The sequence below is a fragment of the Wolbachia endosymbiont (group A) of Volucella bombylans genome, assembly GCF_964026965.1.
GTDB lineage: Bacteria > Pseudomonadota > Alphaproteobacteria > Rickettsiales > Anaplasmataceae > Wolbachia > Wolbachia pipientis.
This window is the reverse complement of the sequence record NZ_OZ034717.1, coordinates 255,714-268,662: the sequence shown is the minus strand read 5'-3', so window position 1 is coordinate 268,662 and position 12,949 is coordinate 255,714. Positions and strand designations below refer to the sequence as shown.

12 protein-coding genes and 3 tRNA genes are annotated in these 12,949 nt (G+C 36.8%); 7 read left to right on the top strand and 8 right to left on the bottom strand.

Features of this window, described 5'->3' with window-relative positions; genetic code table 11:
- Positions 1-97 precede the first annotated feature (97 nt).
- Positions 98-173: transfer RNA gene (locus AAGD51_RS01405), tRNA-Ala, on the bottom strand.
- A 341-nt stretch (positions 174-514) separates the two neighbouring features.
- On the opposite strand from AAGD51_RS01405, the gene AAGD51_RS01400 reads away from it, so the two are divergent.
- Positions 515-587: transfer RNA gene (locus tag AAGD51_RS01400), tRNA-Lys, on the top strand.
- 19 nt (positions 588-606) lie between these two features.
- Positions 607-1,860 (top strand): NADH-quinone oxidoreductase subunit NuoF, encoded by a 1,254-nt coding sequence (gene nuoF / locus AAGD51_RS01395; protein ID WP_341810475.1) that lies wholly within the window; start codon positions 607-609, stop codon positions 1,858-1,860.
- Positions 1,861-1,888: 28 nt separating this feature from the next.
- On the opposite strand, the gene infC is transcribed toward nuoF, so the two are convergent.
- The 4 genes from infC to nuoI all read right to left on the bottom strand — a co-directional run bounded on the left by infC (position 1,889) and on the right by nuoI (position 5,199).
- Complete coding sequence (infC, locus tag AAGD51_RS01390) at positions 1,889-2,407, bottom strand: translation initiation factor IF-3 (protein WP_006279610.1); 519 nt, start codon at positions 2,405-2,407, stop codon at positions 1,889-1,891.
- A gap of 12 nt (positions 2,408-2,419) precedes the next feature.
- On the bottom strand, positions 2,420-4,321 hold the full coding sequence (gene thrS / locus AAGD51_RS01385) for a threonine--tRNA ligase (protein WP_236514389.1): 1,902 nt from the start codon (positions 4,319-4,321) through the stop codon (positions 2,420-2,422).
- Positions 4,314-4,601: a hypothetical protein gene (locus tag AAGD51_RS01380; protein WP_049973587.1), complete on the bottom strand. Its 288-nt coding sequence runs from the start codon at positions 4,599-4,601 to the stop codon at positions 4,314-4,316. The genes thrS and AAGD51_RS01380 overlap by 8 nt, the downstream gene beginning before the upstream one ends.
- Before the next feature lie 115 nt (positions 4,602-4,716).
- On the bottom strand, positions 4,717-5,199 hold the full coding sequence (nuoI, locus tag AAGD51_RS01375) for an NADH-quinone oxidoreductase subunit NuoI (protein ID WP_038199316.1): 483 nt from the start codon (positions 5,197-5,199) through the stop codon (positions 4,717-4,719).
- Positions 5,200-5,330: 131 nt separating this feature from the next.
- Here nuoI and mnmE point away from each other — a divergent pair, with 131 nt between their 5' ends.
- The 3 genes from mnmE to AAGD51_RS01360 all read left to right on the top strand — a co-directional run bounded on the left by mnmE (position 5,331) and on the right by AAGD51_RS01360 (position 8,186).
- A complete protein-coding gene (gene mnmE, locus AAGD51_RS01370) occupies positions 5,331-6,866 on the top strand; it encodes a tRNA uridine-5-carboxymethylaminomethyl(34) synthesis GTPase MnmE (protein WP_236514388.1) in 1,536 nt (511 codons plus the stop codon).
- 47 nt (positions 6,867-6,913) lie between these two features.
- Positions 6,914-7,001: transfer RNA gene (locus AAGD51_RS01365), tRNA-Ser, on the top strand.
- Between the two features lie 168 nt (positions 7,002-7,169).
- Positions 7,170-8,186 carry an NAD(P)/FAD-dependent oxidoreductase gene (locus AAGD51_RS01360; protein ID WP_077188379.1) on the top strand — a complete coding sequence of 339 codons (1,017 nt, stop codon included), beginning with the start codon at positions 7,170-7,172 and terminating at the stop codon, positions 8,184-8,186.
- A gap of 735 nt (positions 8,187-8,921) precedes the next feature.
- Here AAGD51_RS01360 and AAGD51_RS01355 read toward each other — a convergent pair.
- From AAGD51_RS01355 to rpmF, 3 genes are read right to left on the bottom strand one after another with little or no spacing between them, the layout of a single operon-like run.
- Positions 8,922-9,878, bottom strand: a complete 957-nt coding sequence (locus tag AAGD51_RS01355; RefSeq protein WP_077188381.1) for a beta-ketoacyl-ACP synthase III — start codon at positions 9,876-9,878, stop codon at positions 8,922-8,924.
- Positions 9,871-10,908 carry a phosphate acyltransferase PlsX gene (gene plsX / locus AAGD51_RS01350; RefSeq protein WP_236515196.1) on the bottom strand — a complete coding sequence of 346 codons (1,038 nt, stop codon included), beginning with the start codon at positions 10,906-10,908 and terminating at the stop codon, positions 9,871-9,873. The genes AAGD51_RS01355 and plsX overlap by 8 nt, the downstream gene beginning before the upstream one ends.
- 10 nt (positions 10,909-10,918) lie before the next feature.
- A complete protein-coding gene (gene rpmF / locus AAGD51_RS01345; RefSeq protein WP_065094662.1) occupies positions 10,919-11,101 on the bottom strand; it encodes a 50S ribosomal protein L32 in 183 nt (60 codons plus the stop codon).
- 332 nt (positions 11,102-11,433) lie between these two features.
- On the opposite strand from rpmF, the gene AAGD51_RS01340 reads away from it, so the two are divergent.
- A complete protein-coding gene (locus AAGD51_RS01340) occupies positions 11,434-12,216 on the top strand; it encodes an MlaE family ABC transporter permease (RefSeq protein WP_015589313.1) in 783 nt (260 codons plus the stop codon).
- Positions 12,209-12,910 carry an ABC transporter ATP-binding protein gene (locus AAGD51_RS01335; RefSeq protein WP_006279859.1) on the top strand — a complete coding sequence of 234 codons (702 nt, stop codon included), beginning with the start codon at positions 12,209-12,211 and terminating at the stop codon, positions 12,908-12,910. Before AAGD51_RS01340 ends, AAGD51_RS01335 begins: the two co-directional genes overlap by 8 nt.
- Positions 12,911-12,949 lie beyond the last annotated feature (39 nt).

The window sequence follows — 12,949 nt, the reverse complement described above, 5'->3', positions numbered from 1 at the left end:
AAAAGAAATAGGGATTTTCAGGGAAGTAGTATAAAATCCTCATAGATTAAAATAAGCTGCTTTGACAGGTTTTGTGGCGGCTAGAGCTAATATAGACTGGTGGAGGCAAGCGGGATCGAACCGCTGACCTTCTGCGTGCAAAACAGATGCTCTACCAGCTGAGCTATACCCCCAGGTAATTCTTGCTTAAAGCATAAATCACTCAGGCTGAAATGCAAGAAATATTTATCTATTAGGCTATTGCTAAATAGCGTACAAATTCTGCAGGGTGTACACACTTCTCTATTTTTTTGTCTCCTTAGCGTTATACGTCACACCATCCAAATAAATCTGTGAACTGAAAATTAACAAGAAGTTTTCCTTTGGAAATTTTTTTAAATTATTCATAGATTTTTTAACTAAATTATCACTAACGCAGTATATTATATAATTTATTTAACCACACATGAAAATTTTAGTTTGATTAAAACGGATAAAAACTGTATTGATGTTTAGTATAGCTGAAAAATGAAATGATCCCGTAGCTCAGCCGGTAGAGCAACTGACTTTTAATCAGTGGGTCACGCGTTCGAATCGCGTCGGGATCACTCACAAATTTTGAAAAACATGCTAAAAGAACAAGACAAAATATTCACCAACCTAAATGGTAAAGGAACTCCACTACTTGAGGGTGCAAAAAAACGTGGTAGCTGGCAAAAAACAAAGGAATTACTGGATTTAGGATCAGAAGAGATCATTGATGAAGTAAAGAAATCTGGTTTGAGAGGTCGAGGGGGTGCAGGATTTTCCACCGGCCTTAAGTGGAGCTTTATGCCCAAGAATCTTCCAAAAGCATATTTAGTAGTCAATGCAGATGAGTCAGAACCTGGTACATGTAAAGATAGAGATATATTGCGATATGAGCCACATAAGTTACTTGAGGGAATTCTCCTAGCCGGCAAAGCGATCAGCGCATCAGTTGCGTATATTTACATCAGGGGTGAATTTTATAATGAATATTTAGTTCTGAAAAAAGCACTTGAGGAAGCCTATAAAGAAAACTTAATTGGAAAAAATGCCTGCAAATCAGGTTATGATCTTGATGTATTTATCCATAGGGGTGCAGGAGCTTACATATGTGGAGAAGAAACAGCTCAACTTGAATCAATTGAAGGAAAAAAGGGCTTTCCTCGCATGAAACCTCCATTTCCCGCAGGTGTTGGACTTTTTGGCTGTCCAACCACAATAAACAACGTTGAAACTATAGCCATGGTTCCAGATATTCTAAATCGCGGAGGAGAATGGTTTGCATCTCTTGGTAAACCAAATAATACTGGTACTAAGATTTTTTGTATTTCAGGACATGTAAACAACCCGTGTAATGTTGAAGAAGAGCTCGGAATTCCACTACGTGAATTGATTGAAAAATACGCAGGTGGAGTGCGAGGGGGTTGGGATAATTTACTTGCTGTAATACCTGGTGGGTCTTCAGTGCCATTAATTCCAAAATCTATATGCGATACTATTGAAATGGATTTTGATTCATTAAGAACTGCACAATCAGGGCTTGGTACTGCTGCTGTAATAGTGATGGATAAATCAACTGATATAATAGCTGCAATAGAGAGGTTATCACACTTTTATATGCATGAGTCCTGTGGACAATGCACACCATGCCGTGAAGGTACTGGATGGATGTGGAAGATTATGAAGAGGATGGTGGCAGGAGATATTAAGCCTGATGAAATAGATAAGCTGCTTGACCTTACAACTCAAATAGAAGGACATACAATTTGCGCGCTTGGCGATGCTGCAGCTTGGCCGATTCAAGGATTAATAAGACATTTTCGCCATGTTATCAAAGAGAGAGCGATAATTTAACTTTACTTATACTTCTTAAGCCGTTTTGCTACTTAGCAACCAGAGCTAAAAAATATTGATTCCCTTCTCTTTTAGGTGCCAATTCTACCTTTGCGATATCTTCAGTGTCTCGAATTAGCCGTTCTAATTTTTCCAGTCCAACTTCAGTGTTTATAAGCTCTCTCCCTCTAAATCTCATTGTGACTTTAATTTTATGTCCGTGGGCAAGTAAGTCTCTTGCTTGACGCAATTTTGTTCCGTAATCGTGATCACCAATATTGGGACCCAGTTTAATTTCTTTTATAGTTAATGTTTTTTGTTTCTTTTTTGCTTCACTTGCTTTCTTTTTTATATCATACTTTTGCTTGCTATAATCCAGAATTTTACATACTGGAGGGGTTGAATCAGGTGCAATTTCCACCAAGTCTAAACCAACACCCTGTGCAAATTCCAAAGCTCGTTCTATTGGCACGATTCCGACCATTTCACCACTATGATCAACTAAGCGTACCTCCTTAGCTGTGATAAATCCATTAATTCTGTTTTTATTGTTCTTTTTAACTTGCAAACTTTAACTCCCTTAATTCAAATTAATACTTTTTAACAGCGATTCATTAGCCTTTTCCAAAGAAAAAGACTCCTGTCTTTCCGATCCTAAATTTCTTACTGACACAGTTTTACTTGTAACTTCATTTTTGCCTACAATCCACAATATAGGAACCTTGTTTAGACTATGCAAACGTATCTTATAACTAATTTTTTCATTGGTCAAATCAGTCTTGACTCTCACACCTTGTTCTTTTAAAATATTGCTAATTTCTGTGGCGTAACCGTCAGCTTCATTTGTAATGGTCAGAATAGCAAGTTGCGTTGGAGCAAGCCAAACTGGAAATTTTCCTGCATAATTTTCTATCAAAATTCCAATAAAACGTTCAAAAGTTCCAAGAATTGCCCTATGTAACATGACAGGGTGATGCTTGTGTCCATCTGCCCCTATATAAAAAGCTCCCAGACGTTCTGGTAAAATGAAATCAACTTGTAATGTTCCACATTGCCAGCTTCTGCCTATTGCATCTTTTAAAACAAACTCTAGCTTTGGACCATAAAATGCACCTTCACCAGGGCTCAGTTCATAACTTAAGCCCGCTTCTTTAACGGCTTCAAGCAGCGCTTTTTCAGCTCTATCCCATACTTCATCATTACCTGCTCTAATATCTGGACGGTCTGAAAATTTCACAGAAATTTCATTAAATCCAAGCTCTGAATATACTTCTTTTAAAAGGTCACAAAACTTTATAGTCTCAGAATTCACTTGTTCTTCCATACAAAAAATGTGTGCATCGTCTTGCGTAAAACCACGCACTCGCATCAGTCCGTGCAATGAGCCTGAGCTTTCATTTCTATGGCATATGCCAAACTCTGCCATACGTATCGGTAAATCACGATAGCTTCTGGTGTGAGAATTAAAAATCTGCACATGACAAGGGCAATTCATAGGCTTTATTGCTAACTTTTTATTTTCAGACTCGTCAACAACGAACATATTTTCACGAAACTTATCCCAATGTCCAGATCTTTCCCACAGCTCTTTACTTACTAAAATAGGAGTTTTTACCTCAAAATAGCCATTATTTATTAGCTTCTTTCTGATGTAAGACTCAAGAACATTATATAGAATATATCCTTGTTCATGCCAAAAAACCTGCCCAACAGCTTCCTCTTGAATGTGAAATAAATCCATATCCTTAGCAATTTTGCGGTGATCACGTTTTTCTGCTTCTTTGAGGCACTCAAGGTAAGCGTTTAATTCATCCTTATTTCTCCATGCTGTACCATATATTCGCTGCAACATTGGGCCCTTTGCATCACCTCGCCAGTATGCACCCGCTACTTTCATAAGTTTAAACGCTTTAACTCTGCCGGTTGATGGTGAGTGCGGACCACGACATAGGTCAATAAAATCACCTTGCCTATAAACAGTTAGGTTTTCACCCTCTGGTATGGATGAGATAATATCAACCTTATATTTTTCGCCTATACCACTAAAGAAATCAATTGCCTGCTTGCGAGTCCAAACTTCTCGAACAAATCTGTGGTTACTTTTTACAATCTCTTTCATTTTCTTTTCTATTGCGGTAAGATCGTCCGTAGTGAAGGTACGACCTGTAGCAAAATCATAGTAAAAACCGTCCTGAATTGTTGGGCCGATAGTAATCTGAGTATTAGGAAATAGCTCTTTCACTGCCTGTGCCATTATGTGAGCAGCATCATGCCTTATTATATCTAAACCCGCTTCGTCACTCAGTTGTATCACCTCTATCTCTGCATCAGCTTCAATTTCACGTGAGAGATCATGCAACTCACCATTTACCTTAAAGGCAATTGCTTCTTTCAAAGCATCTGGTTGTAATATATCAAAGCCAATGACTTTACCACTGTATTCTTTTACTTTTTGTTCGGTTGAAAAAGTAATCCTAACCATAAATAAACCTATACGGACATGTAGCTTGAAGGCGGTTTGCTTCTTCCAACGGTGTCATCCCAGTGTCACGCACATAGCCATACGAACATTCATTTTCGAAGGTAAATTGCACAGCAAATGGTGTCATTCCAGTGCTTGACACTGGAATCCAGCTTTTTTGTAATTTCATTGAAAATGTTGTATAGTGTGCTTGTTCACAATCAATTTTACTGGATCCCAGTGTCAAGCACTGGGATGACACCTTTGTGTTTGAGGCAAAACAGGCTATAACATTTAACATACTGCCCTCGCAAACAAATGTTCGTACAGTTGTGTATCAGCTACTGGGATGACACCACCCCTAGTGGGCACTGCCCCTAAATCATAATGGATAACAGGGTTATAAGCTCTGAACATTAATAATAAGGCCTATTCTTTTTTAACCTGAGTGCAATTGCGTCTTCCCAAACTTCACCATTACGCAATAACTTTTCTTTATTGTACATTAGCTCCTCTCTTGTTTCAGTAGCAAATTCAAAGTTAGGACCTTCAACAATTGCATCAACTGGACATGCCTCTTGGCAAAGTCCGCAGTATATGCATTTTGTCATATCAATATCATAGCGCGTGGTGCGGCGACTACCGTCTTCTCTTTCCTCTGCTTCAATAACTATTGCTTGAGCAGGGCAGATAACTTCACATAATTTACAAGCTATGCATCGTTCTTCACCGTTTGGATACCTACGCAACGCATGCTCACCACGAAACCTTGGACTTAAAGGGCCCTTCTCCATAGGATACCTCAAAGTAACCTTTGGCTTAAACATATATTTTAATGTAATAACAAACCCTTTAATTAACTCTACAAAAGACCAGTACCAAGCTAATTTCTTGAGCATAAAATATTTAAAACTTGTGTCAGTCATTATAAATCATATTATCAGTTTTCAAAATAAATATTTTCACCTGGGTGACTTTTTAGGTATTTTGGTTTCTTAAGTGTAATATTGCTAAGTAGTTTATATAAATAATGACAAACACAAATGAAACTATTTTCGCTTTATCGACCGTATTTGGTAAGTCAGGAGTTGCAGTAATCAGAATTTCAGGCAACTACGCGCTTAAAGCTTTAAATCATTTTCATATTAAGAAAGAAATTAAACCAAGATTTGCTACTTTAGTTGATCTATATGATGATTCCAGTCAATTGATAGATAATGGAATAATCATCTATTTCCCTGCTCCAAACAGTTTCACTGGCGAGGACGTTATAGAGTTACAAGTGCATGGAAGCAAGGCAGTTATAAAAATCATCTTGGAGGAATTATCAAAAGTTTTCGTTATGGCCAAGCCTGGAGAATTCTCACTTAGGGCTTTTCTAAATGGTAAATTTGACTTAACGCAAATAGAAGGGATTGCAGACTTAATTGATGCTGAGACGAAAATGCAAGCTAAACAAGCGATTAAGCAGATATCAGGAGAATTGGAGAGACTATACAGCAATTGGAGGCAAAGATTAATAACGATACAATCCAAAATCGAAGCATATATAGACTTTCCAGAGGACATTTGGGCAGAAAAAAGTGAATTGGAAAAAATTAATAATGAAGTGCAATCTCTCGTGCAGTTGATACAAGAGCATTTAAATGATAATAGACGGGGCGAAAGGTTGCGTGAGGGTTTACATATTGTAATAACTGGTGAACCAAATGTCGGTAAATCAACTCTGTTTAATTTCTTAGCCAAGCGTGATATTGCTATTGTTTCTGAATATGCAGGCACAACAAGAGATATACTTGAAGCTCATATTGACATTGGCGGATACCCAATCATTCTCTCTGATACTGCTGGAATTCGTGAAAGTTCAGATCCAATAGAATTAGAAGGTATAAGTCGAGCGAAAAAGAGGTCTTTTGAAGCTGATTTAAGAATAGAGCTATTTCCTTTTGAACAACGACACGATGTCAATTATCAAGCCACAGGCAATATACCATCTGTCGTTGACACACAACTATGCAAATATTGTAATCAACAAACGGTGTCATCCCAGTGCTTGACACTGGGATCCAGATATAAAAATACTTGCAAATTATGCAATAGACAATGGATTCTAGAAACATGTGCTGAAAACAATGTTCATGATGAGATAAGCTGGAAACCAGTGTCAGCTACTTGCATGACATCAGACCAAAATGACACCATTTATGTATTGAGCAAAGCTGACGATGTTATCAATAATCACAATATAAAAATTAATGGCATAGATCTTTTACCCATTTCTATTCTAAAGGAAATAGGTACAAACAAATTGATCTCTCTCATAAAAGAGAAGGCAGAGGAAAAATTTGGGCATGATAGAGACACTCCTGTAATCACTCGGCAAAGACATAGGAATCACATGAAGAAAGCACTGGAACATTTACAACGTTTTAATATCGATAATCCAATTGAGTTGATATCTGAAGATTTGAGGCTTGCTGCATTTGAACTTGGTGCAGTGATTGGGATTATTAATGTTGAGGAAATATTGAGTAGTGTGTTTAGCAACTTTTGCGTGGGCAAGTAAAGCTTTTATAGATTGCTTAAAATCAAATGTTGTGATAGAAAAGAAATGGACGGATGGCCGAGCGGTTTAAGGCACCAGTCTTGAAAACTGACGTACGTGATGAGCGTACCATGGGTTCGAATCCCATTCCGTCCGCACAGCATCTCGCTATGCTAGCTGATTTTTAGAGCTTATTTGGACTATGTGGTTCATAACGCTGGAAATCTTATCTAATCTAGCCACATCTTTTAAAAATACATCCCTTTGTAAATTGACCTTGTTAGCGAAGAAAGCTAATATCTATAAATAGATCACCATCTGAATATGGAACCCGATATAGTAATAATAGGTGCAGGACCTGTTGGAATATTCACTGCTTTTCAAGCGGGAATGCTTGATATGAAATGTCATATAATAGATGTTTTGGATCAAGCAGGAGGACAATGCACAGCTCTTTACCCAGAAAAGCCAATATACGATATACCTGGTTATCCTGTAATTACTGCCCAAAAATTAATTGAGCAGCTAATGGAGCAAGCTTCGCCATTTAAGCCTATTTACCATTTAAGTCAAAAAGTAGAAAAGATTTCAAATAACGAAGGTGAAAACTTTACTATCATAACGAGCATAGGTACAGAGGTAAAATGTAAGGCTGTTATTGTTGCTGCAGGTAATGGAATGTTTGAACCTAACCGTCCACCCTTAAGTGGTATATTAGAATATGAAAATAAATCTGTATTTTACAGTGTAAATAAAATTTCTGATTTTCAGGATAAAACTATAGTCATTGCAGGGGGGGGTGATTCTGCGGCTGATTGGACTGTAGAACTTTCTAAAGTTGCAAAGAAAATTTATGTGATACATAGGAGAAAGGAATTTCGCTGCACTCCTGAAACTAGAAATAAATTAGAATCACTTGAAATTGATGGAAAAATAGAACTGGTAGTGCCATATCAATTACACGAACTAGCAGGAAGTAATGGGCAGTTGAGCGCAGTGATAGTAAAAAACATTGCCTCTAAGGAAGAAAAAGAAATATCCGCTGATTTTTTGCTGCCATTTTTTGGACTGTCAATGAATCTTGGTCCAATAAACAATTGGGGTATACAGTTAGAACATGGCCGCATAACTGTCGACCCAGCTACACTTAAAACCAGTAGAGATAGGATATATGCAATCGGAGATATAGCTATTTATTCAGGCAAACTAAAATTAATACTAAATGGTTTTGCTGAGAGCGCAATGGCTTGTCATAACATATACAAAGTAATCCACAATTCTCCAGTCAATTTTCAATATTCAACTTCAAAGGGAATTCACGGGAAAGAAAAACTTCCTTGACAAACCTCGCCAGCTCCCTTATCATGAAACTGAAGCTATTGTATTTGCTTTCGCCAATCTGCAGATTAAAAGGTAAGGATTACTTAATGTATCGGCGTCTTATGTTCAATTTTTTGCAGTATATAGATACTGTATGTCTTTACAAAACTTCATCTACATCTAGATTTTTATCTAAATAAGCTGAACGCGCTTATAAAGCGTTACAAGACATCAAAAAATGCCAATACTCGACAGAGATAGTAAAAGACTAGCTAACTCGGGGATTCTTTGTCTTTTTTTCTGCTTAGTAAACTTCTTAAACATTTGCAGCGTAAGTTAGTTGCAATTAAAAGCAGCTTAATCTTGCTTGTCAAGCGTTTAAAACATAAAAAACGCCAATATTTTAAAGCGGATAATAACCCCAGGGCTTCTTTTGCCTTTTTTTTCATTTGGTAAATTTCTTAAATATTTGTGGCTAAACGACAACCGTCATCCCGCTGCTTGTTAGCGGGATCTAGAGATACCGCGAATGAATCGCGGTATGACGTAGGACTGCTGTCATTCCAGTGCTCCTTTTTTTGTCATCCGAGTAGCTGACACTGGGATCCAGGAAACTTAACTTTACACCAGGTGAATGTACAATAAGAACTGGATTCCAGACTGGAATGACACCGAAGGGGCTACTGGGATGACAGGAGAAAGAGGCACTGGAATGACAAAGAGGGTACTTGGATGACAGGAGGTAATGCAGGAAGTCTAATAGTGCAGCAACACGGAACCCCAGGTCAGGCCTGCACCTATTGAAATCAGCAGTGCCAGGTTTCCTAATTTTATTTTTGATTTTTGTATTGCATAATCAAGTGCTAGTGGGATTGATGCTGCTGAGGTATTTGCATGTTGATCAACGGTATTAATCACTTTCTCTATAGGGAAATCTAACTTCTTTACTACTGCTTCAATAATACGAATATTTGCTTGATGGGGAATGAGCCAGTCAATATCAGTAATTTTCAAATTATTGCATTTCAGAGTTTCCTCTATTAAGGCTGTTAACTTATCCACTGCATGTTTAAACACTTCTCTTCCATTCATGTATATTTTTCCAGAATCACCAGTAGAGGATACCCCTCCGTTCGTACATAGTATGTCCAAATTGCCATCAGAGTGTAAGTTTGTTGATATGATGCCGCTTCTACCCATTTCTGATTTCATCACCACTGCACCAGCACCATCACCAAAGAGTATACAAGTTGATCTATCTTCCCAATCAACAATCCTAGACATTATTTCAGCACCTATAACTAGTGCATATTTAATGCTATTGTTAGATTTGATAAGCGAGTCTGCGATTGTAACTGCATATATAAAACCAGAGCATGCTGCTTGTACATCAAAAGCAAATGCGTTTTTACATTTTAACTTACTTTGTACAATCGTTGCACAGCTAGGAAAAGTTTTATCAGGCGTTGTTGTGGCAACTATGATTAAATCAATTTCATCTACTGAAATTTTAGCTTTTTCTATAGCACTTTTTGCTGCATTTACAGCTAGATCTGACGTTAGTTCTCCTTCATCTGCTATATGCCTTTGAACTATTCCTGTTCTCTGCCTTATCCATTCATCGCTCGTCTCAACTATCGATGCAATTTCGTTGTTACTCAACATTTTTCTTGGTAGGTAAGATCCAGTGCTTAATATGAAACTTTTATTCAATATGACTTACCCCGTTAATTATCTTTTGATTTAAATTTTCACTAATTGCATTCACTGTAAATTTTATGGCATGGGCAAAAGAAATAGCATCAGAATTTCCATGACTTTTAATGATGATACCATTCAGCCCTAAAAACATAGCTCCACTTCTAATTTTGGGATTAAAACGTGTTAAAGCTCTATTTAGTTTGGATTTTAACAACATACCAACAAGCATCTTTGTTGCCCATGAGCTCAGTACTTCCTGCTTTATTAGATTGATAAAAGTATTAGCGGTTGCCTCAGCCGTTTTGAGCATTACATTGCCAACAAAACCATCAGCAACAATCACATCTATATTGCCCTCTAAAAATTCACTTGCCTCTATATACCCTTTGAAATTAATGCCTGGAGCGTTTTTAAGCAACTCAAAAGCGCCGCGCACTGAGTCATTACCTTTAACTTCTTCTGTGCCGATATTTAGCAAAGCAACTTCAGGATTATCAATTTTTAGCGCTACTTTTGCAAATATATTTCCCATTAATGCAAATTGAAATAATGAGTCGGCATTACAATCGACATTTGCACCAAGGTCAAGCAAAGCAAAGCTTTTTGTTTTAGTTGGACAGATAGAGACAATAGCAGGACGATAAATGTTTGGTAATGTTCCTAAAATAAATCTGGAAATTGCCATCAATGCTCCGGTGTTGCCTGAAGACACCACTCCGAAAGCTTTACCTTCTTTCACTGCAACAATTGCAGCTTTCATACTTGAGTCTTTACGATGTCTCAGCGCAAAAGATGGCTTATCATTTGCAAGGACATTGTCAGAACAATGAGTAAATTCAGAATTGTTACTTACTTTTTTATATTTCAAAAGCAAAGGAGATACTTCTTCCTTATCTCCATAAATATGAAAAAAAACTTTAATGCCTGGGTCAACAAGGTTGTCTAAAAAAAAACCAGCACCCTGAATTACGGAAAGAGGCGCAAAATCGCCCCCCATAGCGTCAAGTGCAATAACTATATTATTATTGACCGTAGGTAACATATCATAATAGTCACTCCGCCTGTTGCTTAATGAAAACCCGTTTTCCTTTGTAACTGCCATCAACTGCTACGTTATGAGGCAACATGAATTCCCCAGTTGTTGAACACACCACAATATTCTTAGGCTGAATAGCATGATGAGAACGATGCATATTACGCCTTGACTTTGACTTTTTTCTTTTTGGAACTGCCAAAATTTCCTCCATTCTACTACAAAATACAATACATTAGTAACATGTTTTTTACAGGAAGTAAACAGGGATAGTAAAATAAGTAAGGTTTGCTTATGTAATTGAGTTCTATAGCTAAAGTGGCTCTACAATTTGAAAAACCGTCATTCCGCTACTCGTTAGCGGAATCTATACCGCGAATGAATTGCGGTATGACGTAGGGAAACCTTTCTTGGGTTAAGCTTTAAATTAAAACATCAAGTATATTGAACTTAAAACATATCTCAGCTATACTTTGCGATAAAGTTAATAAAAATTTTAATAAAATCAGTAACTCTAGCTAAAATGAATACAAAGTGAGCTTTTTTGATATAAATAGTGTTAGAATAATTGGTAGGTACTTTATCAATTTTTTGTTAAGGCTTGGTAGTGCATTCATATTTTTTATTCAATCTCTATACCACTGCCTTGTGCCACCATATTATTTTAGCAACATAGCAAGACAAATTATAGAGATAGGCTTTTTCTCTCTGCCAATTGTTGGGCTCACTGGAGTTTTTATAGGAGCGGCAATAGTTTTACAAAGTAGCTTGAGTGACCCATTAATTAACCAAGAACAGATAATACCCAAACTTGTTACGATCACTATCATTAAAGAGTTAGGACCAGTTTTGATCAGCTTAATAATGGTAGGAAAGGTTGGATCATCAGTTGCAGCAGAAATTGGTACGATGCGCATCACCGAGCAAATAGATGCCCTTACAACTTTGAACATCAACCCTTTCAAATATTTAATTGCACCAAGGATTTTAGCGTCAATCATAGTATTTCCCATACTTACAGTATGTGCAGATTTAATAGGAATATTTGGAGGATGTATCACTGCAGTCTTCGAATTTAACCACAATTTAAATATATACATTAAACACACAGCTCAGTTCTTTAATACGTATGATTTTATAACTGGGCTAATAAAAGCAACTGTATTTGGCGCCATAATTTCTGTCTCAAGCTGCTATTACGGTTACCATTGCAAAGAAGGTGCACGAGGAGTAGGTGTTGCTACAACATCAACTGTTGTTTTATCGTCCATACTGATCATTTTAGCAAACTACATGATTACTTTGATACATGCGTAACCCCATAATATCAATATTGAACTTAAGCTTATCTTTTGATGATAGGACAGTACTAAAAGATCTAAATTTTGATATATTAAAAGGGGAATCATTAGTCATACTTGGTGGCTCAGGAAGCGGCAAATCTGTATTAACAAAAACAATTATCGGCTTGCTTGCTCCAGACTCAGGGTCTGTTAAAATAAATAGTAAAAGCAAAAATAAATTTGGGGTTTTATTTCAAAATTCCGCTTTATTTGACTACGTTACAGTGTGGGAAAATATATCTTTTAATTATAAAAAGCGCTTTAATATCAGCAAAAAAGAGGCAAAACAGCTAGCAATCGAGAAGTTAAATGATGTTGGACTGGAGGAAAGCATAGCAGATATGTTTCCAATAGAGCTATCAGGTGGAATGAAAAAAAGAGTGGCACTTGCAAGGGCGATTGCACACAACCCAGAAATCATTATTTTGGATGAACCAACTTCAGGATTGGACCCAATTATGTCAGATATAGTAAACGAGATAATAATAAAATTATCTAGAGATCTTAACCCTACAATTATCACGATTACACATGATATTCATAGCGCATTTAAAATAGCTGATAAAATAGCAGTATTATATGAAGGGGAGATCATTTCCCATGGAACTGTTCAGGAAATACAAAATACTAATAACGAATATATAAAAAAATTCATTCATTATATATAGCTAAAGATATATACACTATTGCTAACAGTCATATTTTTA

Bases quoted from the DNA above. Each gene is read 5' to 3' on its own strand.
- nuoF (WP_341810475.1), top strand. From the start codon at position 607: ATGCTAAAAGAACAAGACAAAATATTCACCAACCTAAATGGTAAAGGA.
- thrS (WP_236514389.1), bottom strand. From the start codon at position 4,321: ATGGTTAGGATTACTTTTTCAACCGAACAAAAAGTAAAAGAATACAGT.
- AAGD51_RS01380 (WP_049973587.1), bottom strand. From the start codon at position 4,601: ATGTTAAATGTTATAGCCTGTTTTGCCTCAAACACAAAGGTGTCATCC.
- nuoI (WP_038199316.1), bottom strand. From the start codon at position 5,199: ATGCTCAAGAAATTAGCTTGGTACTGGTCTTTTGTAGAGTTAATTAAA.
- mnmE (WP_236514388.1), top strand. From the start codon at position 5,331: ATGACAAACACAAATGAAACTATTTTCGCTTTATCGACCGTATTTGGT.
- AAGD51_RS01360 (WP_077188379.1), top strand. From the start codon at position 7,170: ATGGAACCCGATATAGTAATAATAGGTGCAGGACCTGTTGGAATATTC.
- plsX (WP_236515196.1), bottom strand. From the start codon at position 10,908: ATGTTACCTACGGTCAATAATAATATAGTTATTGCACTTGACGCTATG.
- AAGD51_RS01335 (WP_006279859.1), top strand. From the start codon at position 12,209: ATGCGTAACCCCATAATATCAATATTGAACTTAAGCTTATCTTTTGAT.